General features: G+C 70.8%; 24 protein-coding genes. 11 read left to right on the forward strand and 13 right to left on the reverse strand.

Going from position 1 to position 26,955, the window contains the following annotated elements:
• The first annotated feature begins 19 nt into the window (after positions 1 to 19).
• On the forward strand, positions 20 to 529 hold the full coding sequence (locus LZP97_RS17055; RefSeq protein ID WP_228287118.1) for an acyl transferase: 510 nt from the start codon (positions 20 to 22) through the stop codon (positions 527 to 529).
• 16 nt (positions 530 to 545) lie between these two features.
• Here LZP97_RS17055 and LZP97_RS17060 read toward each other — a convergent pair whose 3' ends face one another.
• Together LZP97_RS17060 and LZP97_RS17065 are read right to left on the reverse strand one after the other, a co-directional pair.
• Positions 546 to 1,319, reverse strand: coding sequence for an alpha/beta fold hydrolase (locus tag LZP97_RS17060; RefSeq protein WP_010593594.1), 774 nt, complete (start codon positions 1,317 to 1,319; stop codon positions 546 to 548).
• A gap of 77 nt (positions 1,320 to 1,396) precedes the next feature.
• Positions 1,397 to 2,104 carry an SOS response-associated peptidase gene (locus tag LZP97_RS17065; RefSeq protein WP_010593595.1) on the reverse strand — a complete coding sequence of 236 codons (708 nt, stop codon included), beginning with the start codon at positions 2,102 to 2,104 and terminating at the stop codon, positions 1,397 to 1,399.
• 247 nt (positions 2,105 to 2,351) lie between these two features.
• Here LZP97_RS17065 and thiD point away from each other — a divergent pair, with 247 nt between their 5' ends.
• Together thiD and LZP97_RS17075 are read left to right on the forward strand one after the other, a co-directional pair.
• Positions 2,352 to 3,164 (forward strand): bifunctional hydroxymethylpyrimidine kinase/phosphomethylpyrimidine kinase, encoded by an 813-nt coding sequence (thiD, locus tag LZP97_RS17070; RefSeq protein WP_017681963.1) that lies wholly within the window; start codon positions 2,352 to 2,354, stop codon positions 3,162 to 3,164.
• Positions 3,165 to 3,342: 178 nt separating this feature from the next.
• The gene (locus tag LZP97_RS17075; RefSeq protein WP_017681964.1) at positions 3,343 to 4,041 is read left to right on the forward strand and encodes an SDR family NAD(P)-dependent oxidoreductase; all 699 of its coding nucleotides are present in this window, start codon (positions 3,343 to 3,345) and stop codon (positions 4,039 to 4,041) included.
• 116 nt (positions 4,042 to 4,157) lie between these two features.
• Here the strand turns inward: LZP97_RS17075 and LZP97_RS17080 are convergent, their stop codons facing one another.
• Positions 4,158 to 5,558, reverse strand: a complete 1,401-nt coding sequence (locus LZP97_RS17080; protein ID WP_010593598.1) for an ABC1 kinase family protein — start codon at positions 5,556 to 5,558, stop codon at positions 4,158 to 4,160.
• Positions 5,559 to 5,725: 167 nt separating this feature from the next.
• Here LZP97_RS17080 and LZP97_RS17085 point away from each other — a divergent pair, with 167 nt between their 5' ends.
• Positions 5,726 to 6,721, forward strand: a complete 996-nt coding sequence (locus LZP97_RS17085; RefSeq protein WP_048773740.1) for a sigma-70 family RNA polymerase sigma factor — start codon at positions 5,726 to 5,728, stop codon at positions 6,719 to 6,721.
• 9 nt (positions 6,722 to 6,730) lie between these two features.
• Here the strand turns inward: LZP97_RS17085 and LZP97_RS17090 are convergent, their stop codons facing one another.
• A complete protein-coding gene (locus LZP97_RS17090; RefSeq protein ID WP_010593600.1) occupies positions 6,731 to 7,183 on the reverse strand; it encodes a VOC family protein in 453 nt (150 codons plus the stop codon).
• A gap of 445 nt (positions 7,184 to 7,628) precedes the next feature.
• On the opposite strand from LZP97_RS17090, the gene LZP97_RS17095 reads away from it, so the two are divergent.
• From LZP97_RS17095 to LZP97_RS17105, 3 genes are all read left to right on the forward strand, one after another.
• Positions 7,629 to 8,597, forward strand: a complete 969-nt coding sequence (locus LZP97_RS17095; protein WP_010593601.1) for a pirin family protein — start codon at positions 7,629 to 7,631, stop codon at positions 8,595 to 8,597.
• Between the two features lie 55 nt (positions 8,598 to 8,652).
• Positions 8,653 to 9,426: a pirin family protein gene (locus LZP97_RS17100; protein ID WP_017681965.1), complete on the forward strand. Its 774-nt coding sequence runs from the start codon at positions 8,653 to 8,655 to the stop codon at positions 9,424 to 9,426.
• A gap of 82 nt (positions 9,427 to 9,508) precedes the next feature.
• A complete protein-coding gene (locus tag LZP97_RS17105) occupies positions 9,509 to 10,417 on the forward strand; it encodes a PaaI family thioesterase (protein WP_048773738.1) in 909 nt (302 codons plus the stop codon).
• 56 nt (positions 10,418 to 10,473) lie between these two features.
• On the opposite strand, the gene LZP97_RS17110 is transcribed toward LZP97_RS17105, so the two are convergent.
• Positions 10,474 to 11,682, reverse strand: a complete 1,209-nt coding sequence (locus LZP97_RS17110) for a serine hydrolase domain-containing protein (RefSeq protein ID WP_017681967.1) — start codon at positions 11,680 to 11,682, stop codon at positions 10,474 to 10,476.
• A complete protein-coding gene (locus LZP97_RS17115) occupies positions 11,682 to 13,076 on the reverse strand; it encodes a WS/DGAT/MGAT family O-acyltransferase (RefSeq protein ID WP_048773736.1) in 1,395 nt (464 codons plus the stop codon). Before LZP97_RS17115 ends, LZP97_RS17110 begins: the two co-directional genes overlap by 1 nt.
• Before the next feature lie 136 nt (positions 13,077 to 13,212).
• On the opposite strand from LZP97_RS17115, the gene LZP97_RS17120 reads away from it, so the two are divergent.
• Complete coding sequence (locus tag LZP97_RS17120; RefSeq protein ID WP_040274850.1) at positions 13,213 to 15,186, forward strand: M13 family metallopeptidase; 1,974 nt, start codon at positions 13,213 to 13,215, stop codon at positions 15,184 to 15,186.
• A 52-nt stretch (positions 15,187 to 15,238) separates the two neighbouring features.
• Here the strand turns inward: LZP97_RS17120 and LZP97_RS17125 are convergent, their stop codons facing one another.
• The 3 genes from LZP97_RS17125 to LZP97_RS17135 all read right to left on the reverse strand — a co-directional run bounded on the left by LZP97_RS17125 (position 15,239) and on the right by LZP97_RS17135 (position 18,201).
• On the reverse strand, positions 15,239 to 15,949 hold the full coding sequence (locus LZP97_RS17125; protein ID WP_048773735.1) for a M23 family metallopeptidase: 711 nt from the start codon (positions 15,947 to 15,949) through the stop codon (positions 15,239 to 15,241).
• Between the two features lie 390 nt (positions 15,950 to 16,339).
• Complete coding sequence (locus LZP97_RS17130) at positions 16,340 to 17,638, reverse strand: alpha/beta hydrolase family protein (protein ID WP_048773733.1); 1,299 nt, start codon at positions 17,636 to 17,638, stop codon at positions 16,340 to 16,342.
• A gap of 71 nt (positions 17,639 to 17,709) precedes the next feature.
• On the reverse strand, positions 17,710 to 18,201 hold the full coding sequence (locus LZP97_RS17135) for a metallophosphoesterase family protein (RefSeq protein WP_010593610.1): 492 nt from the start codon (positions 18,199 to 18,201) through the stop codon (positions 17,710 to 17,712).
• 137 nt (positions 18,202 to 18,338) lie between these two features.
• Here LZP97_RS17135 and LZP97_RS17140 point away from each other — a divergent pair, with 137 nt between their 5' ends.
• Complete coding sequence (locus LZP97_RS17140; RefSeq protein WP_048773732.1) at positions 18,339 to 20,105, forward strand: thiamine pyrophosphate-requiring protein; 1,767 nt, start codon at positions 18,339 to 18,341, stop codon at positions 20,103 to 20,105.
• Between the two features lie 81 nt (positions 20,106 to 20,186).
• Here the strand turns inward: LZP97_RS17140 and LZP97_RS17145 are convergent, their stop codons facing one another.
• On the reverse strand, positions 20,187 to 22,238 hold the full coding sequence (locus LZP97_RS17145) for a CocE/NonD family hydrolase (protein ID WP_048773731.1): 2,052 nt from the start codon (positions 22,236 to 22,238) through the stop codon (positions 20,187 to 20,189).
• Positions 22,238 to 23,524: an ATP-grasp domain-containing protein gene (locus LZP97_RS17150; RefSeq protein ID WP_048773729.1), complete on the reverse strand. Its 1,287-nt coding sequence runs from the start codon at positions 23,522 to 23,524 to the stop codon at positions 22,238 to 22,240. The genes LZP97_RS17145 and LZP97_RS17150 overlap by 1 nt, the downstream gene beginning before the upstream one ends.
• A 195-nt stretch (positions 23,525 to 23,719) precedes the next feature.
• Here LZP97_RS17150 and phoU point away from each other — a divergent pair, with 195 nt between their 5' ends.
• On the forward strand, positions 23,720 to 24,391 hold the full coding sequence (gene phoU, locus LZP97_RS17155) for a phosphate signaling complex protein PhoU (RefSeq protein ID WP_048773774.1): 672 nt from the start codon (positions 23,720 to 23,722) through the stop codon (positions 24,389 to 24,391).
• On the opposite strand, the gene LZP97_RS17160 is transcribed toward phoU, so the two are convergent.
• Positions 24,342 to 24,629: a hypothetical protein gene (locus LZP97_RS17160; RefSeq protein ID WP_010593615.1), complete on the reverse strand. Its 288-nt coding sequence runs from the start codon at positions 24,627 to 24,629 to the stop codon at positions 24,342 to 24,344. The two genes, phoU and LZP97_RS17160, sit on opposite strands and share 50 nt — an antisense overlap.
• A gap of 98 nt (positions 24,630 to 24,727) precedes the next feature.
• Here LZP97_RS17160 and LZP97_RS17165 point away from each other — a divergent pair, with 98 nt between their 5' ends.
• A complete protein-coding gene (locus tag LZP97_RS17165; protein WP_010593616.1) occupies positions 24,728 to 25,525 on the forward strand; it encodes an SDR family oxidoreductase in 798 nt (265 codons plus the stop codon).
• Positions 25,526 to 25,527: 2 nt separating this feature from the next.
• Here the strand turns inward: LZP97_RS17165 and LZP97_RS17170 are convergent, their stop codons facing one another.
• The gene (locus tag LZP97_RS17170) at positions 25,528 to 26,949 is read right to left on the reverse strand and encodes a DUF1254 domain-containing protein (protein ID WP_048773727.1); all 1,422 of its coding nucleotides are present in this window, start codon (positions 26,947 to 26,949) and stop codon (positions 25,528 to 25,530) included.
• Positions 26,950 to 26,955 lie beyond the last annotated feature (6 nt).

The following is a 26,955-nucleotide window of genomic DNA, read 5'->3' on the forward strand; positions in this document are numbered from 1 at the left end:
GGACCGCGAGGAGGACGGCGTGAGGTTCGAAAGCGTGCGGCTCAGAGCATCGAAAACTCTTGCTGCAGTGGCCCTCTCGCTCGGACTGGTCACCTCGTGCGGCGACACCCCGCCGGGCCCGGCGCCGACCACCGGCGTGCCCGCGTCGTCACCGGCACCGGTGACGGCGACGACGGCTGGGAGCACCCCCGTGCCGAACACCTCGTCGACCACAGCGACCGGGGACACCGCTCCACCGACCGACGCGTCCTTTCCCGGCGAGAACCTGACCCCGGAGGAGGCCGGGGAACTTCAGCGTGCGGTCGACGAGGGCAGCCGGCCGTGGCGGCTGGATCCGTCCCTGGTCGCGCAGGCGTTCGTGGCGGACCGGTTCGGCTGGAGCGACACCGAGGCGCGCACGGCCGACCCGCACACCGTGGAGGTGACCGACCGGACGGACGGCAGCATCGTGGTGCTTCAGCTACGCCAGCCCGTCCGCGAGGGGGCCGACGGCATCTGGGTCGTCACGGGCGGCGTCCGGATCGACTGAGGAACCCGCGTCGGAATCATGCCTGCGCCGCGGTCCGCCGCACGAGGTCGACGATCGCGACGGGAGCATCCGACTGCGGCGCGTGCCCGGCCCACGGCAGCGGCACGAACCGCGCCCCGGGAATCAGTGGGACGTACCGCACCGTCTGCGCGGATGCGACGACGTCGAGCACGCCCTGCGCGAGGGTGACGGGGCACGAGATGCGGTCGAGACCCGTCGGCACGTCCGCCAGCACGGCATTCCACAGCATCGACCAGTAACCTTCCGATTCCGCGAAACCCCCCTTCACGGACAGGGATTCAGCCTTCGAGGTGCGCCACGGCAGGGCCCGCAGCCCGGCGGTGAGCGCAGTGCGCCCGACGGCGCTGTCCGACATCCGCTCGATCAACGGGCTGCGTGCCTTGTTGACGATCCGCGCGACGGCCATGAGCAGTCCCTGGAACGCCCGCTCCGGCGGCAACCCGAGACCGGACGGGGACAGCGCCACCACCGACCTGGCGCGTCCGCGCCGCGCCAGGTCCAACGCCAGACGGCCGCCGAGGGAGTTGCCCAGGACGTGCACCCGATCCAGCCCGTGGGCGTCGAGGTCCGCCGCGACGGCAGCGCCGAGAGACTCGACGGTGGGACGGGTCGGCAGCATCGGCGACGATCCGTGGCCGGGAAGGTCCACGGCCAGGACGTCGAAGTGCTCGGCGAGGCGCGGAACGAGTTCGGCGAAGTCGTCGCGAGTAGCGCCGATCCCGTGCAGGAGAAGCAGCGGCTCGCCGGAACCGGCACGTCGACAGGCCAATCGAGGAGTGTGCATCGTGCCCATCCTGCCCGGACCGGGAGGGTGCGGCCACCCGGACGCCCGGGGACCCGGCCCCGTCACACCGGCTCGAGCAGCTCCGGACGGTTGTTGCGGGGGTTGTTGACCTCGGTGCTGACCTCGTACGGATGCAGGTGAGGTTCCGGTACCGAGGCGACCAGCGCGTCGACGTCGTCGCGGTCGGTGAGGGCCGGGTCGAGCCACACGTCGTGGAAGGACGACGGGAGCACCAGCGGACACCGCTCGTGGATCTGCCCGGCCGCATCGGTGGCCTCCGTCGTCAGCACGGTGACGGTCCACAGCCACTTGTCGGGATGGTCGTCGGGCAGGTCCGGATCGGGCCACAGCTCGTACAGTCCCGCCATCGCGAGCACGCCGTCGCCGTGCAGGAAGTACGGGATCTTGGTGCCGTCCTCGCGCTTCTGCCACTCGAAGTACCCGTCGGCCGGCAGGATGCACCGTCGCCGCGAAGCGGCGGCCTTGAACGACGGCTTCTCGGTGATCGTCTCGCAGCGGGCGTTGATCATCCGGTTGCCGATCTTCGGGTCCTTCGCCCACGACGGCACGAGCCCCCACCGGGCGGACCGGAGCTGCCGCACCGCCTCCGCGCCGGGCTCGCCCTTCGGGGCGCGCTCGAGCACCACCCGCACGGTCTGCGTCGGCGCGACGTTGTACGACGGGGGCAGCGGCTCGCCCACCGTCTCCACCACGTCGAACAGGGAGCGCAGTTCCTGATCGGTGACCGTGCTCGCATACCGACCGCACATGGGCACTCACCTTCCGTCGTCGGGCCTCGACCGGTCGGTTCCCATGGTGCCGCACCGCACCGACACGCGTGTGACGCCGGTCATCGGCGGGGGCCGTCCGGCCGGGACGCCGGACCGGGCGCGCTAGCCTGGGTGCCGGGACCGGTCGCGAATCCGGCGACGACGTCGCGGACAGCCGTGGTCTCCCCGGACGTGCGGGCTCCTCGGTCCGGCACGCAGTCTGTCCCCCATCGGATTGGAGTACACCGTGGTCGACCTCGCCTATGTCATCGCCGGGTCCGAAGCCACCGGCGGCGCAGGGCTGCAGGCGGATCTGAAGACGTTTCAGGAGCTGGGCGTCTACGGCGTCGGCACCACGACCTGCATCGTCTCCTTCGACCCCCGCAACAATTGGTCGCACCGCTTCGTCCCGATCGCGCCCGAGGTCGTCGCGGACCAGATCGAGGCGGCCACCGCGGCCCACGACCTCGACGTCGTCAAGATCGGCATGCTCGGCACCCCCGCCACGATCGACGTAGTGGCCGAAGGTCTGCGTGGCCGGTCGTGGCGGCACGTCGTTCTGGACCCGGTGCTGATCTGCAAGGGTCAGGAACCCGGGGCGGCGCTCGACACCGACAACGCGCTGCGTGAGTCCGTGCTTCCCCTGGCCACGGTGGTCACCCCCAACCTGTTCGAGGCCCGCACCCTGGCGGGGATGGACCGCATCGACACCGTCGACGACCTCGTCGAGGCCGCTCGCCGCATCCATGCCCTGGGCCCGCGGTACGTCCTGGCCAAGGGCGGCGTCGAACTCGCCGGTGACGATGCCGTCGACGTGCTCTTCGACGGCGAGCAGGTCACCGTCCTCGCCGCGCCGAAGGTCGGCCGGGAACGGGTGTCGGGTGCCGGCTGCACTCTCGCCGCGGCCGTGACCGCCGAACTCGCCAAGGGCGCCGACGTGCCGGCCGCCGTCGCGCTCGCGAAGGACTTCGTCACCGCCGGTATCGAGGGCCGGGTCGGGGCGCACACCCCGTTCGACACGGTGTGGCAGGGCGCGTACGCGGCGTCGCGCTCCGCGTAGGGCCCCCTCTCCGCCGGCGGGCCGGATTCGCCTACCGGAGTGCAGATCCGGACGTCGACAACCGTCGGGACGGTTGTCGATGTCGGGAACCGGAGCGCGTAGCCCGGTATCGCGATGCGCGGGTGCGCCCGGCGCCTATCGTGGACGGGCATCCGTCCGCTCGCCGAGAGGATCTTCGATGACCACGACCCGGTCCGCGCTCGTCACCGGCGGCACCGGCGGTCTCGGTGCCGCCGTCACGACGCATCTGCTCGAGGCGGGCTGGCGGGTCGTGGTCCCCTGGGTGGCTCGTACCGAACTCGGGCGGCTCGGGGACCATCCGAGTCTGCATCTCGTGGAGGCGGACGTGTCGGACGACGCGCAGCTGCGGCAGGCCGTCGCGCTCGCGGCCGCCGACGACTCCGCGCCGCTGTTCGGCGTGGTGAATCTGGTGGGCGGGTTCACCTCGGGCTCCCGGGTACACGAGACGCCCGTCGAGGTCCTCGACGCCCAGCTGGATCTGAACCTGCGTACCGCCTACGCCGTGACCCGCGCGGCGCTGCCGCACCTGCTCGCGGGCGGCGGCGGGTCGGTGGTCTGCATGTCCACCGCGGCGACGAAACGGCCGTTCGCCGGGGGTGCCGCGTACGTCGCGTCGAAGGCTGCCGTGACCGCACTGGCCGAGACCCTGGCCGTCGAGTACGCCGGCGACGGTGTCCGGGTCAACGCGCTGCTGCCCGTCGTCATCGACACACCCGCGAACCGGGCGGCGATGCCCGACGCGGACCGGCGCTCGTGGTCGCGGCCGGCCGAGGTCGCGCGGGTGATCCGGTTCCTGCTCTCCGACGACGGCGCCGCCGTCACCGGGGCTTCGATCCCCGTCACCCACGTGGGCTGACGCGCCGGACACACCACGCCCCGCCCGGGCCGGCTGGAACCGAGCGAACGGACCATGCCGCCGGCGTGCGGAGCCGGGCGATGGGTCCGCACGCTCCGCGGCCCGGCGCCTCCGTGTCAGGCGGGTAGCTCGAGCCCCTGTTCGGCGGCGCGGCGCGCCACCTCCTCGGGGAAGACGTTGCGCAGCAGGTACAGGTCCCGGCCGATGACCCAGCCGGGGGCGAGGGCGGTGGCGTAGCGCTCGAAGTAGCCGAGCTGCTTGCCGAACAGCACCAGTTCCTCCGGGCTGGCGATCCCCCACTGCTTGCCGAGCCGGATCAGCGCGACGATGAGGTCGCTGAGCCGCAGCTGTCCCAGGTCGCGCCCGAGGATCGGAGCGAGCGCCTGCGCCACCTGGCGGCCGATCTCGGCGTCGTCGGCGTCGAGCCCGCTGGTGTAGCCGAGTGCGCGGATGCCGCGCGCCACACGGGCGAAGTCCCCGTCGATGGCGGTCGCGCGGAACAGGTCGCGCAGGATGGCGCGCCAGTGCTCGGGCAGCTCACCGACGATGCCGAAGTCCAGGAAGGCGAGACGGCCGTCGTCGAGCAGCCACAGGTTGCCGGCGTGCACGTCGCCGTGGAACGGTCCGTGCAGGACGACCGATTCGATCCATACCTTCACCCCGCGGCGGATGAGCAGACTGGTGTCGATCGCCGAGTCGGCGGGCACCCGGTCCATGGGCACACCGCGGAGCCGTTCCATGCAGATCACGCGCGGACCGCAGTAGTCCCAGTACACCTGCGGCGTGGTGACGGTCGTGTTGTCCCCGAACGCGCCGATGCACTCCCGGAATCGGCTCTGCCGGTCCGCTTCGACCGCGCTGTTGAGTTCGGTCATCGTGGACGAGTGCAGGTCGCGGATGATGGCGGTGGCGTTGGCGATGCGGAAGAACTCGAACGCCTGCAGCAGACGCGCGCCGACGTAGGCCGCCCGCAGGTCGACGAGCATGCGGTGGGCGATGCCGGGCCGCTGCACCTTCACGACCGCTTCCCGGCCGTCGTGCAAGACGCACGCATGCACCTGGCCGACGGACGCGGCGGCCAGCGGGACGTCGTCGAACCGGGCGAACAGTTCGCCGACGGGATGGCCGAGATCCTCCTCGATCACGGCGCGGGCCCGGTCCGCGGGCACGGGTGCGACGTCGTCGAGGCAGCGCAGGCACGCGTCGGCCAGCGGCCTGGGGAACACCCCGGACGACGACGCCATGAGCTGGCCGAGCTTGACGAATGTGGGACCGAGGATCTCGAACGCATCGACGGTGCCCTCGGCAGCGGCATCGGCGGGGCCGCGGCCGTCGGGCCGCAGCGGCCAGGCGAGCAGTTTCAGCAGGACGCTGACGAGGAGCACCACACCGATGACGACCGTGCGACCGGCCTCGCGCAGGCCGAAACGCTCGAGCGGGGGCATGTCGACATGCAGCGCCGACGCGGGCGGTCCCCCGGCGTACGGGCCTGTCGGTCGGGGCGCGATGTCGGGCACGGGTCACCTTCGTCCTTCTGCCTGCCGGCGGGGCTGTCGGCCGGGGCAGTTACTGGACGGTACCCGGAGTGCACAGATAGTTCGAGACCCTGTTTCCTGTCGGCCCCCGGGACTACGCTCACGCTCGTAACTGCACTTCGGCAGCGACGGGCAGGCGGGGGTACGACATGACGGAGCAGGTTCTCGACTCGCAGGACGACTTTCTGACGCTGGCCGGTCCGTACCGGCGGGAGCTGCTGGCGCACTGTTACCGGATGAGCGGCTCGATCCACGACGCGGAGGACCTCGTGCAGGAGACGTACCTGCGCGCCTGGCGCGGCTACGCGAACTTCGGGGGCCGCTCGTCGCTGCGGACGTGGCTGCACCGCATCGCGACCAACGTGTGCCTGACCGCGCTCGAGGGCAGGTCGCGCCGGCCGCTGCCGACGGGGCTGGGGGTGCCGAGCTCGGATCCGGCCGACGACCTCGTCGAGCGCGGGGAGGTGCCGTGGCTCGAGCCGATTCCCGGCGGGTCCTTCGGCGACGACGGCCGGCCGGACGATCCGACGGACCCGGCGGCGATCGTGACCTCGCGGGAGTCCATCCGCCTGGCGTTCGTCGCGGCGCTGCAGCATCTGTCGGCGCGGCAACGGGCAGTGCTGCTGCTGCGGGACGTCCTGCAGTGGCGGGCGACCGAGGTGGCCGCCGCGCTGGACACCTCGACGGCCGCGGTGAACAGTCTGCTCCAGCGGGCCCGCGCGCAGCTGGAGCAGGCGCAGGTGACGAAGGACGATCTGGTCGAGCCGGAGAGTCCGGAGGCCCAGGCGCTGGTGCGGCGCTGGGTCGAGGGGTTCGAGAAGTACGACATCGATTCGATCGTCGAGATGCTCACCCAGGAGGCGGTGTGGGAGATGCCGCCGTTCGAGGGCTGGTACCGCGGCGCCGAGGCGATCGGAAACCTCATCCGGACGCATTGCCCGGCGAGCGGTCCCGGCGACCAGGTTCTGCTGCCCACGGTGGCGAACGGGCAGCCCGCCCTCGGCCTCTACATGCGAGGCGAGGACGGGCAGCACCATCCGTTCCAGCTGCAGGTGCTCGACGTCGTGGGTGACCGGGTCGTGCATGTGACCGTGTTCTTCGACACCGATCTGTTCGCCCTGTTCGGACTACCCGAGCACCCCTGACGCCGGCCGCTACGCCTGCGCGGACGTCTCGGCCTGCGGTCCCATCGCGGCGGCCGCGGCCTGGACGTCCATCCACATGACCTCCCAGACGTGCCCGTCGAGGTCGCGGAAGGCCCGGCCGTACATGAAGTCGGTCTTCATCTCCTCCGACCCGGCGGTGATCCAGTCGCTGCCACCGGCGGCGAGCGCGGCATCGACGAGGCGGTCGACGTCGTCGCGGCTCTCGGCGGACACGCTCAGGAGCACCTCGCGGGCCGTGGCGGTGTCGCAGATGTCGCCGGTGATGAAGTCGCGGAAGCGCGCCTCCTCGAGGAGCATGACGTAGGTCTGGTCGTTGATCTCGAGGCAGGCGGTGTTGTCGTCGCAGAACATCTCGTTGAAGGTGAAGCCGAGAGCATCGAAGAACGTGCGGGCGGCAGCCACGTCCTTGACGGACAGGTTGGCGAAGAGCATGCGGGACATCTTCAACTCCTTGTGTGTGAGCGGACGGCCGGCACCTCGTGTGAGGTGTCGAGAAGGTAGACCGTCCGGCTCCGGAAAACTCATCGCGCCGGACGGGATCGCCGAAACCCCGGCACGCATCGGAGCGAGAAACTATGCTCGGCGCCCGGTGCTCCGCGCGCCGAGGTGATGGACCATACCCCTGCGGGTATGTATCCTGGCCTCACCCGGCCGACGGAGACGATCGGCCGCCACCGACACCGCGTCCCTCCTCCCTCCCCCCGAAGGCGGGACGTGGCGCCGGGCGTCACACGCCCGGCGCGGACCCCCTGCCCTCCCTCCCCTCGGGCAGGGGGTTTCGTCGTCTCTCGGGTCCGCCTGCACACCGCTCGGAGCGCAGGAACAAATCCCCCGGCCCGTCGGTTAGAGTAGTTGCATAGTCAACTACATGCCGAAGGAGCCCGCCATGCCCGCGGTGACCGTAGACAACATCCTCACCCTGCCCCGCATCCCGGCCCCCGCACCCGACGCGACCGCCCGTCCGGTCCTCGGCGTGCGGACCGCTCCCGTCGGATACGAGGGCGAGGGCTTCCCGGTGCGCCGGGCATTCGCAGGCATCGACCAGCGCTTCCTCGACCCGTTCATCCACATGGACCAGATGGGCGAGGTGCAGTACGCCCCCGGCGAACCCAAGGGCACCCCGTGGCACCCGCACCGTGGATTCGAGACCGTCACCTACATGATCGACGGGATCCTCGAACACAAGGACTCCAACGGCGGGGGCGGCACCATCGGCGGGGGCGACACCCAGTGGATGACCGCGGGCTCGGGGATCCTGCACATCGAGGCGCCGCCGGAACACGTCGTCGCCAGCGGCGGCCTCTTCCACGGCGTGCAGTTGTGGGTGAACCTGCCCCGGAACCACAAGATGGCGCAGCCGCGATACCAGGACATCGCCGGCAGCCACGTAGCCCTGGCCTCCTCGCCCGACGGCGGCGCCCTCGTCCGCGTCGTCGCCGGTGAGATCGGCGGTGTCCGCGGCCCGGGCGTGACCCACACCCCGATCGCCCTCGCACACCTGACCGTCGCGCCGGGCGCGTCGGTGACCCTGCCCTGGCATCGCGAGTACAACGCGCTCGGCTACGTGCTCGCCGGGGACGGCACCGTCGGCGCCGAGCACGCCCCCATCCGGGCGGGACAGACCGCCGTGTTCGGCCCGGACGGCGACAGCGTCACGTTCACCGCCGACCGCACCCAGGACTCGCGCACCGCGTCCCTCGAGGTGTTCCTGCTCGGCGGACGGCCGATCCGCGAGCCCGTCGCGATGTACGGGCCGTTCGTGATGAACACCAAGGCCGAGATCATCCAGGCGTTCGAGGACTTCCAGGCGGGACGTCTCGGGACCATCCCGGCCGGGCACGAACAGCTGCCCTGACGCTGCGCCGACGCGCTCGTACCCTGAACCCGCCGCACCTCACCGAGGAGAATCCATGACCGACGCCACGACTCTCGACATCCGGCGCGCCGAGGACCGGCTGACGACGAACATCTCCTGGCTCGACTCGAAGCACTCGTTCTCGTTCGGCCACCACTACGACCCGGACAACACGCACCACGGGCTGCTGCTGGTCAACAACGACGACACGGTCCTGCCCGGTCAGGGCTTCGACACGCATCCGCACCGCGACATGGAGATCGTGACCTGGGTGCTGCGCGGCAGCCTCGTGCACCAGGACTCGATCGGGCACTCGGGCGTCATCTATCCGGGCCTGGCACAGCGGATGAGCGCCGGAACGGGCATCCTGCACTCGGAGAAGAACGACTCCTGGCGGTTGCCCGGCGCCACCGGCGTGCACGCCGCGGAGCACGCCGAGCCGGTCCGCTTCGTCCAGATGTGGGTGGTGCCGGACGAATCGGGCATCACCCCCGGTTACGAGCAACTCGAGATCGACGACGAGCTCATGCGCGGCGGCCTGGTGCCCGTCGCCACCGGCATCCCCGAGCACCGCGATCACGCCGCCATCCGCATCCACAACAAGTACGCCGGGTTGTCGGTCGCCCGCCTGCAGCCGGGCCGGCCGGTCGTCCTGCCCGATGCCCCCTACCTGCACCTCTTCGTCGCCCAGGGCACAGCCGAGCTCGAAGGCGCCGGAATCCTGCGGGAGGGCGACGCCGTGCGGCTGACCGGCTCCGGCGGACAGCGGGTCCACACCGACACGGCCGCGGAAATCCTCGTGTGGGAGATGCACGCCCGCATCGGCTGACCGGGGTGGGCGCAACGCCCGGCCCCGGCCTCGGTACCGTGACCGAGCGAACCCTCGCTCCGCTCGACCTCAGGATGTCGCCGTGACCGTCACCGTCCCCGAAACCGATCGTCTCAACGCCTTCATGGGCATCGACACCGTGAGCGGGGAGCCGGGCACGGTGTCGTTCCGCCAGCCGCTGGGCGCCCGATTCGTCGACCACCGCGGCCGCACCACCGTCGGATCCGTCGGCGTGTTCACCGACGTCCTTCTCGGCGCCGCCCCGCACCTCGTGTGGCGCGGGCAGGGCCGCGACACCCGGTCCGTCCTGAGCCAGCTCAGCGCCTCGACCGCGAATCCGATGCCGGCCCGGGGGGCTCTGCACGGCACCGGCCGCGCCGTCCACGTGGACGACGCCACCGCGTTGAGCACCGCGCAGATCTGCGACGACGCAGGCGATCTGGTGATCCAGCTGACGGGACGGTCGATGGTCGTGGATCGTCCCGCCGTGTTCGACGCGTTCGCGGACGCGTCCGGACTGGTCCGGCCCGCACCCGAACCCTGGACGGACCCTTCGGAACTCGCCGAGCGCACCGGCCTCGACACGGTCTCCGGCATCGCCGCCGGAACCGTGGCCCGGGGCCCGCTCGCCGGGCTGCTCGATCTGCGCGTCGGCGCCGTCGAGAAGGGACGCGTCGCCGCGGTCGTACCACCCGCGGAATGGATGGCCAATCCGATGGGCGCCGTGCAGGGTGGGGTCCTGGTCTCCGTCGCCGGCACCGTCGCCGAACTCGCGGCGCAGACCCTCACCGCTGCCGGACAGGAGTACCGGTTGCTGAACCTGACGCTCGACTACCTGCGCTCCCCCGCGGCACCCGGCCCCGACCTTCTCGTCGAGGCCCGGGTCACCCGGGCCGGCCGACGGCTCGCCTCGATCGACACGCATCTCACCGCACCCGACGGCGCGGTCCTGGTCCGGGCCCAGGCGAGCGTGCAGCTGCTGGCGCCCTGACGACGGCTCACGAGCGCGGCCGGACGGAGGACCGGTGACGGAACGGGCGTCGGCCGTCAGGCCGCCCGCCGTGCGACGACGACGCCCGCGGCCCCGAGCCGCGGGAACCGCATGTCCGAGATGGGGGTGACACTGCCGAGGCGGTTGGTGACGAAGGCGATGGACAAGCCCGTCTCCGGATCGGCGAACGCGCCGGAGCCGCCGAAGCCGAAGTGACCGATCGACTGCAGCGGCTGTTCCCGCAGGGCGACCCAGCCCGGGTGGTAGCCCAGCCGCCAGTTGGGGCGGATACCGAGCACGTAGTCGCGGCGCCGGGTCTGCACCTCGAGGACCTGTTCGAGGGTTTCCGCCTTCAGCAGCCGCGCTCCGTCGAGTTCGCCGCCGTTCGCCAGCGCCCCGTACATCCGGGCCAGCGCGCGGGCGGTGAAGACCCCGTTCCATCCCGGCATCACCGCGTCGTGCGCGGCGGGGCTGCGGGCCAGCTCGTCGAAGCCTTCGGCCATGCCCGCCTCGGCGACGCCACGCAGCCCGGGCAGCCGCGACAGCACGGTGCCGGTGACCGCCCACGGCGCGGGGGTCGGGTTCAGCCGGGGGAAGACCCGGGCGATCCGGTGCCGCTCGTCCTGCGGCACGTGGAACCAGAATTCGCGCAGACCGAGCGGGCCGGCGATCTCCTGCTCGACCAGCTCGGTGAAGGACAGGCCGGTCACCCGGATGGCGATCTCGGCGACGAGGTTGCCGTAGGTGACGGCGTGATAGCCGGGGCCGGCGAGCCGCCGCGGGTCCGGCACGGAGGCCGCCAGCGCGGCCGCCACCGCATCGGAGTCGAGCAGCCCGAAGCGTCCCGGGACGAGGCCCCGCGCGCGGTGCAGACCGGCGCGGTGGGACATCAGTTCCCGGACGGTGATGGATTCCTTTCCGGCGGCCCCGAACTCGGGCCAGTACGTCGCGACGGGTTCGTCGTAGTCGACGAGCCCGCGCTCGGCGAGCCGGTGCAGCACGGTGCTCGCGACGCCCTTGCCCGTGGAGAACGACAGCGCGACGGTGTCGTGGGTCCACCGCTTGTCCCGGGACGCCCAGCCCGCCCAGATGTCGAGCACCGGCTCGCCGTGCAGGTACGCCGCGAGCGCCCCGCCGCCGTTCCGGGTGTCGCGGAACATCTTGAAGAAGCGGTCGGCGACCGGCAGGAAGCGTGGGTCGACGATCATCTCGGTCGGGGGGTGCTCGCCGTCCACCCGCTTGGCCGCTCCGGCATCGGAACTCATCACGCCACTCCTACCGCAGTCTCCAACTCCGACAGAGACCGCTCCGTCAGAGGTATCAACGTCGCGATGTCCGGTATTGCTTCCCCGCCGGCCACATATCCGAAACCGATCCGGTCGGCATACGAGCACACCGTGACGTTGAGGGCCATCCCGTCGTAGACGATCGAGACGGGGTACATCTCCTCGAGGTGGGCGCCGTTCCAGTACAGCTCGGTGCGCGGACCGGGCACGTTGGAGATCGGCAGGTTGTACCCGGGCCGCAGCCCCGGGTCGAACGGAAGCATCGGGGCGAGGATGGTCGGCAGGATGCTCGGTGCCGTCACCACCAGCGACGGCACCGGCCCCAGCGCTGCGACGCGGTCCTTGGCGACCTGCATCGAGCGGTGGATCAGCCGCAGCCGGTCGGCCGGGTCGGCGAGATCGGTGCCCAGGGTGCACACCGCCGTTCCGAACGCATTGCCCGCCGTCGCGCCGTCCTGCCGTCCGCGCACCGAGACCGGGCAGATCGCCACGAGGGAGTCGCCGGGGAGTTCGCCGTGCTCGCCGAACCACGAGCGCAACGCCCCGGCCACCACGGCCGTGACGACGTCGTTGCCGGTCACGCCCGCAGCGCGCTCGATCGCGCGCAGTCGCGACTTCGGCCAGCCGGCGGCGGCGAAGACGCGTCCGGTTCCGAGTGGCCCGTTGAGCCGGGTGCGGGGCGCCCCGAACGGCAGCACCGTGGTGTCGGTGGTCAGACCCTGCACCGTGGCCCCGACCTGCCCCTCGACGGTCCGGCGAACCAGGCCCACACCGGAGGTGAGGGCCCCGAGGACCGAATGGGCCAGGCCGAGCGGCGTCGGAAGACCACCGTGCCCGGCGTCGGGCCGCGGGTGCCTGCCGGTGGCGAAGAACGGGGACATCGACCGGCGATCGGGGTCGGGCGACATCGACTCCTCGATCATCCGCAGGCCCGCGATCCCGTCGAGGACCGCGTGGTGGACCTTCGTGTAGAGCGCGAATCGGCCGTCGGGAAGGCCGTCGACGAGGTGGGCCTCCCACATCGGGCGGGAGCGGTCGAGCGGTTCGGCATGCAGCTCCCCCACCAGCTGCCACAGCGCGTCCCGTCCAGCGCCGGGCGGCAGCGACGCCCGCCGCACGTGGTAGCTCAGATCGATGTCGTCCACGTCGCGCCAGGCCCACCACCCGCCGGTGTCCACACCCCGGTGCGCCCGGCGTCGCAGCACCGGATCCACCTCGTCGCCCCGGCCGAGCGCGTCCCGGTAGGCGTCGTCGACGAATCGGGAGCCGGCGTCCTCGGGTGGGTTCAGGATCAGCACCACCCCGACGTGCATGGGGTTCGCCAGCAGCTCTGCCGTCATGAGAACCGCGTCGATCGGGTCCATCAGACCCACTCGCCCACCCCGCTTCCACGTGTCTGTGTGGCTTCGGTCACGGTAACTCGAGCGCGGCGTGTCGCGGGCGGAGACGGCCCGTCGCCCGTACGCAGGCCCGTGCCGGGTGCGGGGAATGGGTGTAAGGATGGACGGCATGACCATCGTGGAGCATCCCCGGGCCCGACACTCGGGCATCGACCTGACCCACCTCGACGAGCGCACCCGAGCGCAGGACGATCTGTTCGAGCACGTCAACGGCCGCTGGCTCGCCGAACACGAGATCCCCGCCGATCGTGCCCTCGACGGCGCATTCCGCACCCTGTTCGACAAGGCCGAGGTCGACGTCCGCACCCTCATCGAGGAGGCGGCCGCGTCCTCGGCCGAGCCGGGCACCGACGCGCAGCGCATCGGTGACCTGTACGCCAGCTTCATGGACACCGAGACCGTCGAGGCGGCGGGCCTGGACCCGATCGCCGGCGAACTGGCCGCCGTGGCGGACGCCGCGGACCGGAACGCGCTCGCGGCGGTGCTCGGCCGGTTGCAGCGCGTCGGGATCGGCGGCGCCGTCGGGCACTACGTGGACACCGACGCGAAGAACTCGGCGCGCTACCTGATGCACACGACGCAGTCCGGTCTGGGCCTGCCCGACGAGTCGTACTACCGCGAGGACGGTCACGCCGAGATCCGGGCACAGTACGTCGCGCACATCGGGCGCATGTTCGAGCTCGCCGGCATCGAGTACGACCCGCAGCGGGTGCTCGACCTCGAGACCCGCCTGGCGGCCGGGCACTGGGACGTGGTCAAGCGGCGAGACGCCGACCTGTCCTACAACCTGGTGACGTTCGAGGCGCTGACGTCCGAGCGACCCGGTTTCGACTGGCGCGGCTGGATCGGCGCGCTCGGGGCCACCGAGGAACAGTGGGCCGAGATCGTGGTCCGCCAACCGGGCTTTCTCGACACGTTCGCGCAGCTGTGGGCCGAGGCGCCCCTCGACGACTGGAAGGCCTGGGCCACCTGGCGGGTCCTGCACTCCCGCGCGCCGTACCTCACCGAGAAGCTCGTCGACGAGAACTTCGCGTTCTACGGCCGCACCCTGACCGGGGCGCAGGAAATCCGCGACCGGTGGAAGCGCGGCGTGGCGCTCGTCCAGGACCTGCTCGGCGAGGCTGTCGGCAAGCTGTACGTCGAACGGCACTTCCCGGCCGAGGCCAAGGACCGCATGCAGCAGCTCGTCGCCAACCTGCAGGAGGCGTACCGGCGCAGCATCGCCGAGCTCGAATGGATGAGCCCGCAGACCCGTGAGGCGGCGCTGCGCAAGCTGGAGAAGTTCACGCCGAAGATCGGCTACCCCGACAAGTGGCGCGACTACTCGGCCGTGACCGTCGCCGCGGACGACCTGGTCGGCAACTACCGCAGCGGCTACGCCGCCGAGTACGACCGCGACCTGGCCAAGCTCGGCGGCCCGGTGGACCGCGACGAGTGGTTCATGACACCGCAGACCGTGAACGCCTACTACAACCCGGGCATGAACGAGATCGTGTTCCCCGCCGCGATCCTGCAACCGCCGTTCTTCGATCTGCATGCCGACGACGCCGCCAACTACGGCGGGATCGGGGCCGTCATCGGGCACGAGATCGGGCACGGCTTCGACGATCAGGGCGCCAAGTACGACGGCGACGGCAATCTCGAGAACTGGTGGACCGACGACGATCGCACCGAGTTCGGTAAGCGCACCGCGGCACTGATCGCGCAGTACGACGAGTTCGAACCGAAGGGACTCGCCGGGCACCGCGTCAACGGCAGCTTCACCATCGGCGAGAACATCGGCGATCTCGGCGGGCTGTCCATCGCGCTGAAGGCGTACGAGATCGCGCTCGACGGAGCCGAACCGCCCGTGATCGACGGCCTCACGGGCCTGCAGCGGGTGTTCTTCGGCTGGGCGCAGGTGTGGCGGACCAAGGTCCGCGACGAGGAGGCGCTGCGCCGGCTCGCCGTGGACCCGCACTCCCCGCCGGAGTTCCGCTGCAACGGGGTGGTGCGCAACATCGACGCCTTCTACGAGGCGTTCGACGTGCACCCCGGCGACGAGTTGTATCTCGACCCGGCGCAGCGCGTGCGGATCTGGTGAGCCGGACGCCGGTGCGCCGCGCCCCCCGACGGGGCGGCGTACCGGCGTCCGACTAGGAACGCGAGGACTGTGGTACGGATACCCCGCGCGAGCCGAACCAGGCCAGCGGGTCCATCTTGGCGCCGCCCGGCTGCCACACCTCGAAGTGCAGGTGCGGCCCGGTGGACTGGCCGCGGTTGCCCATCGTGGCGATCACGTCGCCTGCCCGCACCTGCTGGCCGACCGACACGAGCGACTGGTCGATGTGCCCGTAGACGCCGATCGTGCCGTCGTCCTGCTGGATGCGCACCCACAGTCCGAAGCCGGAGGCGGGGCCGGATTCGATCACGGTGCCGTCGGTGACCGACTTGATCGGCGTGCCGATGGCGTTGGCGATGTCGATGCCGTTGTGCGCCGTTCCCCAGCGGGGCCCGAACCCGGAGGTCAGCGCCCCGATGGTGGGGAAGACGGCACTCGGGCGGCTCGCGAGTTCCTGCGCGATCCGCTCGGCTTCCTCCCGGGCGAGGCGCTCGGCTTCATGCCGGCGCTCCTCGGCCTCCGCGGCGAGGCGGGCGGTCTCGCGCTCGGCGGCGCGCTGCAACTGGTCGACGTACCGGTCGGTGCCGGCGTCCGGGAATTGCAGCACCTGCGGTGCGGTCGAGAGCCCGACGGTCGGCTGCTGCCGCTCGGGGGCGGCCTCGGCCCGGGGCTGCCCGGGGGCGGCCTGGGCCGCGGCGCTGCCGGCCGCGAGCACGGCGCCGACCGCCAGGGGAATGGTCAGCAATCGACGCGCGGGCCCGGTCCGGGTCGAGCGTCGGTGTGCCCCACGCCGAGGCGCTGCGGGTTCGAGTGTTTCGCTGAAGTTGTCACCATCGGGGCGGGCGTACGGGGCCAAACTGCTGTCCTCGACGTTCGAGTAGTCCGTTCAATAACGGATTGGTCACGGTCGAGTCACAGATTAGCGCATGCTAGCGGCTGTGGGTAGCGCGTCCTGCCTGACCGAATGTCACATCCGGTCGGTTCCGCGACCCGAATGTGACATTCGGTCGGAGGAAGCGCAACCGCGCGCCGGGCAGTCAGCCGCGACAGCAACGGCGGTCGCGGCTGCCCGGGGACCGCGCGGGTGTGGACAGGACACCGCCGCGGGGCCGGCTCCTGCCGGCTGCCACCTCGATCAGCCTTCCGCGGCCTCGCGCGACGACGCGCCGCCCGGAGCCCGGACGCGGTCCGGGTCGACCAGCATTGTGTCCAGCCAGTCGAACATCCGCTGATCGGTGAGAGCGCGGGCGAGGGGCTGGCAGTGGAAGTTGGCGCCCTCCGCAGCGGTGAAGGCGACGAGTTCCGTCACCCCCGGCAGCCCGTCCGCGAGCCGGCGGGACTGGCCGGGCCAGAACTGCTCGTCCTCCGGGTCGGTGACCAACAGCGGCGTCGTGATCGAGCCGGCGAGATCGCCGAGCCGGTACTTCAGCACCTCGGTGAGGGTGTCGAAGTACGAGTCCATCCGACGGTAGGGGCGCGCCCGGAACCGCCAGGTGCGTTCGAGCCGGCCCGACAGCCGCATGCCGAAGGCCATGTCACGGTCGAACTTCTCCCGGTCGCCCTTCTCGAGCAGCTCGATCATGTTCTTCGGCATGTGGGCGAGCCACGACGCGGACACGTCGACCACACCCGGGTCGGCGATTGCGGCGGCGATCCGGTGCTCGAAGGCCAGTGCGCGCGGAACCCAGTATCCGCCCTGGCTGATCCCGTAGAGGGCGATGCGCGAGTCGTCGACCTCCGGGTACCGGAGGAGGAAGTCCACGATCGGGGTGATCACCGCCTCCCAGTCGTGCCGGAACGGCACGCCGCGCTCGAACAGCATGGACTGCTGGCCCGGTCCGTCGAAGAACAGCACGTTGTAGCCGCGCGCCAGGGCGCCGGCCCCGGCGGCGGTCCACAGGCTGCTGATCGGTCCGTCGCTGCCGTTGTTCAGGATCAGCGTGGGGCGGGGCTCGCGGGTCTCCTCACCGAGCGGACGGAGCAGGTAGCCCGGCAGGAAGCCGTCCTCGTAGGGGATGTCGACCCGTTCGGCCGGGTGCGGGGTGGTCTCGACGAACCGGTCCCACGCCGCCCGATGCTGCCGGAACGTCGGCAGCAGCGGGCCGTCGTCGCCCAGCCCGTCGACGGAGTTGACCGCGGTGGCGAAATACGTTGCCGCACGCAGGTATGCGCCCGCGGCACTGACCGCGTGCCCGGCCTCGGCGGAGGCGTCGGCGAGGCGTCGGACGCGAGTGCCGAGCGCAACCCAGGCGTCGAACCACTTCTCGTGGTCCTTCTCGCCGAGCGGGGCGATCGTGGCGAGCACTTCGCCGACGTCCGCCGCGCCGTGCACGGCCTGCCCGAGCAGGAAGCGGACGTCGAAGTCGAAGTCCTCGTCGCGGTAGAAACCTGCCGTGAACGCCTGGTGGGGATGCGCGAAGAAGGATGCGGGCATGTGAGCTCCCTCGGGCGGTGGCGGGGCACACCCACCGTACGCCCGAACCGGTCGTCCGGCTCGATTTCCGGTCACAGGCGGTGCAGTGCGACCTCGCCCAGTGCGCCGTCGGCGACGGCGGCGGTCATGAAGGAGCAGAACGGTTGTCGCCGGCGGTCCGTCGGCGACCCCGGGTTCAGCAGCCGCAGCCCCGTGGCCGTGGTGGTGTCCCACGGGATGTGGCTGTGCCCGAACACCAGGACGTCGGTGTCCGGATACGCCGCCGACATCCGCCGGTCGCGGCCCGCCGAGGCTCCGGTCTCGTGGACGACGGCGAAGCGCACATCCTCCAGCGTCACGCGTGCGATCTCGGGCATCCGGCCCCGCAATTCGGCACCGTCGTTGTTGCCCCAGCACGCGACCAACCGGGCCGCCCGCTCGGACAGGGCGTCGAAGAGGGCGATGTCGACCCAGTCACCGGCGTGCAGCACCACATCGGCGCGGTCGACCTCCTCCCACACCCGCGCCGGCAGGTCCCGCGCGCGGACGGGGACGTGGGTGTCGGCCAGCAGCAGCAACCTCATGCGACCAGTGTGCCGCCCACCGGGACATCCGAGGTTTCGCACGGCTCCCACCGGGCACCCGGCCCCGAGTACGCGACGAACGCATACACGACGAACGATGCCCACGGCGGACGGCGGGCACCACCGGGAGGAACACCATGGCCAACGTCGCCGACGGGATTGTCGACCGGCTCCGGGCCTGGGGCGTGCACCGCGTCTTCGGTTACGCCGGAGACGGTATCGACCCCATCCTGGCCGCGCTCGACCGCGCGGGCGAGCACATCGAACTCGTCACGGCCCGGCACGAGGAGATGGCCGCGTTCATGGCAACCGGCCACGCCAAGTACACCGGCGAGGTCGGGGTGTGCCTGGCCACCCAGGGACCGGGAGCGGTGCATCTGCTCACCGGGCTGTACGACGCCAAACTGGACGGCAAGCCGGTGGTGGCGATCGTCGGGCACGTGGTGACGACGGCCCAGGGCAGCGGCTACCAGCAGGAAGTCGCGCTGCCCACCCTGTTCAAGGACGTGTGCGCCCAGTACGTGCAGACCCTCGACACCCCCGAACAGCTCGGCGCGGTACTCGACAACGCGTTCCGCACCGCCCGGGCGACCTCGAGCCCGACGTGCGTGATCGTCCCGCACGACGTGCAGCAGGCGGGCGTCGCGGAGGACGAGCACACGCACGGCGTGGTTCCCAGCGCCGCGACGGTCGCGGTCCCGCGGGTCCTGCCCACCGACGCCGACCTCGACCGGGCCGCCGACCTGCTGAACTCCGGGCAGCGGATCGCGCTGCTCGTCGGCCAGGGCGCATACGGTGCGGCCCGGGAGATCGACGAACTCGCCGACCTGCTCGGTGCGGGGGTGACGACGTCGCTGCTCGGCAAGCCGGTGATCGACGAGTCCCGGGACTGGGCCTGTGGCGTCATGGGGCATCTCGGCACCACCGCCGCGGCGGACCTGACGACCGGCTGCGACACCCTGCTGATCGTGGGCAGCAACGACCCGTGGACGGAGTTCTATCCCGCTCCGGGCCAGGCGCGGGCCGTGCAGATCGACATCGAAGCCCGCAACCTCGGTGCCAAGTACCCCGTCGAGGTGCCGCTCGCCGGAGACGCCCGCGAAACCCTGCATGCCCTGCTGCCGCGGCTGCACCGGACCGACCGTCCGTGGCGGCGCGACGTCGAGCAGATGGTCCGGACCTGGCGGCGGATCGCCGCCGCACGATGCGCGGAGCCCGCGGACGGGCTCGATCCGCAGGCGGTCGTCGCGGCCCTGTCCGATCACCTCCCACCCGACGCCCAGGTGGCCGTGGATGTCGGCTCGGTCGTGTACTGGTACGCCCGGTTCCTGCGACTGCCACCGGGGGTGCCGGCACACCTGTCGAGCACCCTCGCCTCGATGGGGTCCGCGATGCCGTACGGGCTGGCCGCCAAGCTCGCCCACCCGGATCGCCCGGTGGTCGCGCTGGCCGGGGACGGCGCCATGCAGATGAACGGCATCTCGGAGCTCATCACTCTCGCCCACCGCTGGCGTGACTGGGCCGATCCCCGCTTCGCCGTCCTCGTCCTCGACAACGGCGACCTCACCGAGGTGTCCTGGGAGCAGCGGGAAATGGAGGGCGACGCCCGCATCCCCGCCTCGCAGACCGTCCCGCCGTTCCCCTACGCCGACTACGCCCGCCTGCTCGGTCTCGAAGGCATCCGGGTCGATCGGCCCGAGGACGTCGACGAGGCATGGCGCACCGCCCTGACCGCCGACCGTCCGGTGCTGATCCAGGCGGTCGTCGACCCGGCCACCCCGCTGCTGCCACCGCGTGCCTCCGCCGACAAGGTCAAGACGATGCTCGACGCCCTCGAGCGGGAGGGCGCCCACACGGCCGCACAGCGGCTGCGCCGGCAGCGCGAGCAGGAAACAGCGAACTGACTTCGGCGGTCGGACGAGGTTCCACCTCGGCGGTCAGACGAGGTTCCACCTCGGCGGTCAGACGAGGTTCCACCTCGGCGGTCAGACGAGATTTCGCGGGATCCGGCGGTGCCAGTTCTGCGAGTGGACCCGATTCTCCACCGGCCGCGGATCGACGTCCGGATTTCCCAACTCGAACGCGTCCAGTCGCGCGTCGATGATGAATTCGTCTGCCGTGCAGCGCAGCACGGTGTTCGTCGTGATCTCGGTACGCCAGTCGCCGCGTTCGAGGCGGCGCACGGTCCGCGTCTCGCCCCGTACGGAATCGACGTCGTTGCCCCGGAAACTGAACCATTCGGTGGTGGCGCGGCGGACCGTCGTGCCGACGTCGTCGAGCAGGATCGTGCCCTGATCGTTCTCGATCTCGAGGGTGGAGACCCCGGTCGCCAGATCCCGTTCGACCTTCCAGTGGTGCCTGCCCGGTTCCAGGTGCGTCGCGGGCGCCTCGGGAGCAACCTCGGGGGGACCGAACGCTCGTAGTCTCTCGTCGTCCCCGGGACGCTGGGGGCGGTGGGGCAGCGTCAGGGTGCTGGTTCCCGTATTCACCGTCAGCATCACAGGTTCCGGCGACGGCCATGCCAGCGGCCAGTACGACGAGGACACGGACAACCGGATGCGATGGCCGGCGGGGAACGAATGCGCCATTCCGTTGAGCGGGACACGCACGTGATACGTCCGGCCCGGCTCGAGGGGTTGCGGGTCGCCGCTGCCGTCGCGGTGGGTGAGATTCAGCAGGCCGTAGGTGACGCGGGTGGCCTCGCCGTTCGGCGCCACATCCGACAGACGCGCCGCCACCATCGCATTGGGCCGGTCCGCCGACACGTCCAACTCGAGCGTCGGCAGCCCGAACACCTCGAAGGTGTCGCCGAGCGGTTCGGTCTCGAACACCAGCGATCCGCCGTCGTCCTCCCGCTGATCGCCCGGCAGGTCCGGCGTCGCGGCATACGAGGCCCACTTGCCGGCGAACATGCCCACGCTGAGCGGCGACTGCAGCCGGATCCGATGGTGTTCGGCTTCCTCGGTGGGCTTGTCGGACAACGAATGCCGGGTCAGGGTGTATCGCCGGTCCTCGATGTTCGGGGACGGCCAGCACGGTTCCGACACCCAGCGACCGGGCCGGTCCGCGTACGACGGCTGCGGCGGGATGCTGTCCTGCATCCAGGCCCGCAACACCGGCTCGTCCATGATCCCGGTGTCGCGGCCCTTGAGCCAGTGGTCCCACCAGCGGACGAGTTCCTGCAGGAACCCGATCGCCGGGCCGGGCACGCCCAGGTGCGGATACCGGTGCCCCCACGGGCCGATCAGACCGAGACGCGGAACGTGCAGATGCTCGAGCAACCGGAAGATCGCGTTGGTGTAGCCGTCGGCCCAGCCGCCCACCGCGAGCACCGGACACTCCACGTCGCCGTAGTTCTCGTTCACCGACGCGCGCTTCCAGTAGTCGTCGCGGTGCTGATGCCCGAGCCACTTCTCGATCCACAATCCGCTGCCGGACAGGCGCTCGTGCCACATCTCCCGCCACCGGTCACCGACGATCGCCGGATCCGGGGGCAGGCTGTTGAACGCGAACATCACCGTTGCCTCGGACAGGTTGTCCGAGAGCAGGCATCCGCCCATGTAGTGCATGTTGTCGACGTACAGATCCTCGGTGGCGGAGGCACTGACGATCGCCTTGAGCGCCGGCGGGCGGCGGGCGGCCACCTGCAGGCTGTTGAACCCGCCCCACGAGATGCCCATCATGCCGACGTTGCCGTCGCACCACGGCTGTTCGGCGAGCCACGCGATGACGTCGCAGGCGTCGTCGTGCTCGGCGTCCAGATACTCGTCGGCGAGCACCCCGTCGGAGTCGCCGCTGCCGCGCATGTCCACGCGCACGGACACGTAGCCGTGCCCGGCGAGATAGGGATGGTTGAGGGCATCCCGCGCCCGGGTCAGGTCCCGCTTCCGGTACGGGATGTACTCGAGCACCGCCGGGAGCGGTTCGTCGGTGATCGGTTGCCATATCCGGGCGGCTAGACGCGCGCCGTCGCGCATGGGAATGAACACGTTCTCGACGTCTCGCACCTCGTACGGGAACGACTCGACCGTGTGCACTAGGTGACCTCCTCGAATTCGAAGGGCAGTGCCTCGAGGCAGTCGCGGTACCGCTGCTCCAGTTCGTCGTGACCGGAAGCGCCGAGGTAGAGGGTGGCGAGCTTGTATCGGTAGGCGTCCTGGTTGGGCAGGTCCGACAGCCGGGTGCCGGGCCGTACATCGATTCGCACGACCGTACCGGGGAAACGTGTCTGCAGCGCGGCGATCTCACTCTCGCTCGGGACGCGGGTGACGATGCCGTCGTCGTAGCGGGGCACCATGCACTGGGCCGCCACCGCGAACTCGCCCTGCCGGTGCGGCATCCGCGGCCGGCGGCCGAGGGCGACGTCGATGGCCACCGCGTGGTTGGACGCTCCGTCCACCTTCGCGAACAGGTCGCTGTGCGACTGCGAGATGCGGGTGTTCACCTCGATGAGCCACAGTTTGCCCGTCTCGGCGTCCCACATGAATTCGGAGTTGAAGCAGCCGTTGTCGTAACCGGTGTGCCGCAGATAGCGCTCGGTGACGTCGATCATCTGCTGCTGCACCTCGGGCGGGACGGTGCGCGCGGGATAGTCGAGATGATCGAAGCTGTGGCCGGCCTCGTCCTTGCGCATGTCGAACACGCCGTGCACCCCGAACTCCCCTTGGAAGATCGACCCTTCCGGTGCAGCCTGCGTCCCGGTGACGATCTGTTCGGCCAGGCAAGTGCGTGCGCCCGCGGCACGCGCCTCCGCCGGGACGTCCACGTGAGCCAGCGCCTGGTCGAAGGGACTCGCGATGCGGCCGATCTCCTCTCGGATGCGGGCGGTGGCGGAGGCGAACTCCTCGGCGTTCGAGACCTCGAATCCCAGCTGGGACGAGTGCGCCTTGATCGGCTTGACCCAGAACGGGAACGGGACGTCGATCTTGTCGAGTGCCTCGGGGTCGAAGGGATCGAAGGCGTCGAAGGCCGGCACACACTCGGGCACGACCTCGCGTTGCAGGATGCGGCTCCACAGCTTGTGTTCGCTGCGGATCACACTCTCGAGGCTCGGGGACGGCAGACCGCGTTCGGCCGCGAGAACGGGCACGAGCACGCTGGTCGGAAAGTCCCAGTGGGCGATGATCGCGTCGACACTGCCCTCGAAGGAATCGAGCTCCTTGTCCGCTCTCTCGAGCAAGGCGTCGAAGTCGAAGCTGTCGGCGGAGACCAGCGACTCGTAGTCGAGCAACCCGTGGAGGGTGAACCCTTCGGGAACCTCGACGGTGCCGAGCTCTCCGCGCTGCAGATCGGTCAGTCCGGGTACGAAAATGTTCTTACTCATCGTGAACGGGCTATCCCCGTCCGGTCGCCCCGAAACCTCGGCCGTCCGTTCGGACCGTATTGCGGAGATCGTCGGACTTCGTGCCGCGACGGTCGACGGCCGGTTCGGGGACAACTCGTCGATGCGGGTATACCGGCGGCCGGCTCGGGGTATGTCTTCCCGACAGCAACGGAGGACAGCGCAGTGGATCGGTACATGAGGGCTTCGTTCGATCAGCAGTTGCGCGATCTCACCGATCGGCTCCGGGGCCTCGCCGAACTCGCGGCGAAGGCGCTGGAGCTGTCGACACGCGCGCTGCTCGACGGCGACGTCGTCGCGGCCGAGGAAGCGCTCGACCTCGGCGAGGACATCGAGACATTGCACACGGAGTGCAGCGAGCGGGCCGTGGCGATCCTCGCGTTGCAGCATCCGGTGGCCGGGGATCTCCGGTTCGTGTTCTCCGCGGTGCGCATGAGCAGCGATCTGGCGCGTATGGGCCAGCTCGCCCTGCACATCGCGCGCGCAGCCCGGCGCCGCACCCCCGGCGAGCTCGTCCCCGATCAGGTCCGGGGCGACATCACCCGGATGGGTGAGCTCACGGCCACGATGGTCCGCGCCCTGTGCGATGCCTTCCGCGAGCCGAAGCTGGAGCCGGCCTCGCAGATCCGGAGCACCGACGCAGAACTCGACCTCGTCCACGCCCGCGTCCTCGGGACCCTGCAGGACCCGTCCTGGACGCACGGCGTGACCCCCGCCGTCGACCTCGCCCTGGTGGCACGCTTCTACGAACGCTTCGGTGACCAGGCCGTGGACGTGGCCGAACGGGTCGTCTTCCTGATCACCGGACGTCGCCCCGACGGCGATCCAGCTCTACCCGGGCGGCCCTGAGAATGTGCCCGGGCCGGTCCGGGTTCACGGTCCGTTCGAGGTCGGCGACGAACTCCTCCACGCGCTCCGTGGGCCACGATTCCAGGCCCCGGCCCGTGCGCTCGGGGTAGGCGGCATGGACGACGTCGAGGATCCGGTGCGCCAGCCGGCTCGCGTCCGCCACGTCGAGACGGTGGGTCGTGCCGTTCAGTGTGACGTCCAGCCCGTCGCCGGTGTCGGTCACGGCAAAGGTGGTCATGTGCGCCTCCTGTGCTCCCCCGCGTGAGGTTACTCGAGACGACCACCCGCCGACCACCGATGACGTGTCGGCGCCCGGCGAGTGGGTACTCGCCGGGCATGAGCATTCCCGCACACGAGCGGCTCGCGATCGTCACCGGTGCCGATTCCGGAATCGGCAAAGCCACAGCCGAGGCGCTGGCGTCGGAAGGATTCGACGTGGGCATCACGTTCCATACCGACGACGCCGGCGCCCGGAACACCCGGGAGGGGATCGAGGAGCGCGGCCAGCGCTGCTTCGTCGTCCGCCAGGATCTGACCAGTCCGGACACCGCCGACGTCGTCGACACGCTCGCCGAGAAGCTCGGCGGGCTGGGTGTTCTGGTCAACAACGCCGGAACCGGGCACATGGACCGGGTCCTCGACCTCGGCTACGAGACGTGGCGCGAGGTGCTCGCGACGGACCTCGACGGTCCGTTCCTGTGCGCCCAGCGCGCGGCCCGCCGGATGATCGCCGGTGGCCGCGGGGGCCGGATCATCAACGTCACGAGCGTGCACGAGCACATCCCCCGGCTCGGGGCCGCCGCCTACTGCAGCGCCAAGGCCGGCCTGGGCATGCTCACCAAGTGCCTCGCACTGGAGCTGAGCCGGCACGGGATCCTCGTCAATGCGGTTGCGCCCGGCGAGATCTCGACACCGATGACGGGCATGGACGAGTCGCAGGCGTTTCACGAGGACCGTCCCGGAAATCCGGTCGGCCGGCCCGGGCACGTCCACGAAGTCGCCTCGGCCATCGCGTTTCTCGCCTCGCCGCGCTCGTCGTACCTCACGGGCGGTTCGATCCCCGTCGACGGGGGGCTGATGCTCATGGCCGCGCACGGTCACGACATGACCGAGGAGAGCTGGCGCGAGATCTGACGTCACACCGGCTCGACGTCCGGCAGCCGCCACGTCCTGTCGAACCACGGTGCGAGGGGACCGTACAGCCGGAACATGGCCCACCAGCTCTTGCCGGGCACGGTCTGGATCCAGTTGTGGCCGTCCTCGGGCTGCTCCGGACCGAAGTGGATGTCGACGGAACCGTCGTCGTTCGTGGTGAAATCGCGGTCCTGGCTCGTCACCGACGGCCACTCCTGCCCGGTCTGCAGCATGGACCGGGTCTGGGTGTCGTAGACGAGGACCGACCAGAAATCGGCTGCCGGAACGTCCGCAGGGACGCGGAGCCGGTAGGCGCTTCCGCCGTCGAACGGGGCCCCCTCGGAGTCGACGCAGGCGACGACGTACTGGGAGCCGGCGCCGACCTTCTCGACGTCCTCTGCCGGACTGATGCCGATGACCGAGAAGTTGAACTGCGCGGCCGCGTCGAGCAGGGCGACCCCGTCCTCCTCGAACCGGTGGCCGCCGAGGAAGATGGCGCGCCAGGCACCGCCCGGGTGGCGGTAGGCCGCCGGCTCCCGGAACCGGTAGGTGAGGGCGCGACCGGTGGCGTCGCCCACCGCGGCGGCCTCGGTGAGGATCGCCCGCATGCGCTCGTCGGGGTCGAACGGCCGGCCACGCCGGATGCCGATCGAGGCGAAGAATCCGAGGGTGAGCGGATCCGACGACTCGGCCGGCTCGGACTGCACCACCTCGTCGAGCATTTCCCACGCCCGGAAGTCGGCGGGCGGGACGCCGACCATCGGTTCCGGCGACACGTTCACGAACCGCATGGACGGTGGACGATCGGCGAGGGCGAGAGGGTAGGCCCGGGTCCGGGCCTTGACGACCTCGACGGCGGGGTGGGGATCGCCGTGCTCGTCGAGGAAACCCCGCGCGAACAGCACCATCCCGAAGCTGTCGGTCCGCACCACGAAGTAGCCGTCGGGGACCTCACCGTCGTAGCCCGGGGGCAGCAGCAGGTAGGCGCCGCCCTCGCCCTTGTCGGGGCCGGACACGCCGACGTCGGCCACCCAGCGTCCCCAGCTGTCGTTGATCGCCCCCAGCACACCGGGCGGCGCCTCGACCACGAGCGGACCGTCGCGCAGGTCGATCCAGATGGCGGTGTAGGAGGTACTCGTGTTCGCCGTGAGCCAGACGGTGCACGGGTGCATCAGGTCTTCGAAGACGTACGCCGTCGAATTGACCGGGCCCCACTTCAGCAGGGCCGTGCGCATTGCTTGTATGTTCAGCACCGGCAGAGCCAGCAGGTATGCCTGGACGGCGCGCTGGAAGTCCAGGTTGTCGAACAACGTCCGGACCGTCGCGTCGTCCGGAACGCCGTCGAAGAACCGCAAGGTGCCCACCCGGGTGTGCACCTGGTCCGGCGACTCGATGCCGGGCGGGATGGGGGTTGCCTTCGTCATCGCCGG

Source organism: Rhodococcus sp. DMF-1 (assembly GCF_021441945.1).
Taxonomy (GTDB): domain Bacteria; phylum Actinomycetota; class Actinomycetes; order Mycobacteriales; family Mycobacteriaceae; genus Rhodococcus; species Rhodococcus ruber.

Coding starts and splice junctions, on each gene's coding strand:
- LZP97_RS17165 (WP_010593616.1), top strand. CDS start 24,728: ATGAGCATTCCCGCACACGAGCGGCTCGCGATCGTCACCGGTGCCGAT.
- LZP97_RS17090 (WP_010593600.1), bottom strand. CDS start 7,183: ATGTCCCGCATGCTCTTCGCCAACCTGTCCGTCAAGGACGTGGCTGCC.
- LZP97_RS17075 (WP_017681964.1), top strand. CDS start 3,343: ATGACCACGACCCGGTCCGCGCTCGTCACCGGCGGCACCGGCGGTCTC.
- LZP97_RS17120 (WP_040274850.1), top strand. CDS start 13,213: ATGACCATCGTGGAGCATCCCCGGGCCCGACACTCGGGCATCGACCTG.
- LZP97_RS17150 (WP_048773729.1), bottom strand. CDS start 23,524: ATGAGTAAGAACATTTTCGTACCCGGACTGACCGATCTGCAGCGCGGA.
- LZP97_RS17160 (WP_010593615.1), bottom strand. CDS start 24,629: ATGACCACCTTTGCCGTGACCGACACCGGCGACGGGCTGGACGTCACA.
- LZP97_RS17100 (WP_017681965.1), top strand. CDS start 8,653: ATGACCGACGCCACGACTCTCGACATCCGGCGCGCCGAGGACCGGCTG.
- LZP97_RS17095 (WP_010593601.1), top strand. CDS start 7,629: ATGCCCGCGGTGACCGTAGACAACATCCTCACCCTGCCCCGCATCCCG.
- LZP97_RS17085 (WP_048773740.1), top strand. CDS start 5,726: ATGACGGAGCAGGTTCTCGACTCGCAGGACGACTTTCTGACGCTGGCC.
- phoU (WP_048773774.1), top strand. CDS start 23,720: ATGAGGGCTTCGTTCGATCAGCAGTTGCGCGATCTCACCGATCGGCTC.
- LZP97_RS17110 (WP_017681967.1), bottom strand. CDS start 11,682: ATGAGTTCCGATGCCGGAGCGGCCAAGCGGGTGGACGGCGAGCACCCC.
- LZP97_RS17065 (WP_010593595.1), bottom strand. CDS start 2,104: ATGTGCGGTCGGTATGCGAGCACGGTCACCGATCAGGAACTGCGCTCC.
- LZP97_RS17170 (WP_048773727.1), bottom strand. CDS start 26,949: ATGACGAAGGCAACCCCCATCCCGCCCGGCATCGAGTCGCCGGACCAG.
- LZP97_RS17130 (WP_048773733.1), bottom strand. CDS start 17,638: ATGCCCGCATCCTTCTTCGCGCATCCCCACCAGGCGTTCACGGCAGGT.
- LZP97_RS17140 (WP_048773732.1), top strand. CDS start 18,339: ATGGCCAACGTCGCCGACGGGATTGTCGACCGGCTCCGGGCCTGGGGC.
- LZP97_RS17135 (WP_010593610.1), bottom strand. CDS start 18,201: ATGAGGTTGCTGCTGCTGGCCGACACCCACGTCCCCGTCCGCGCGCGG.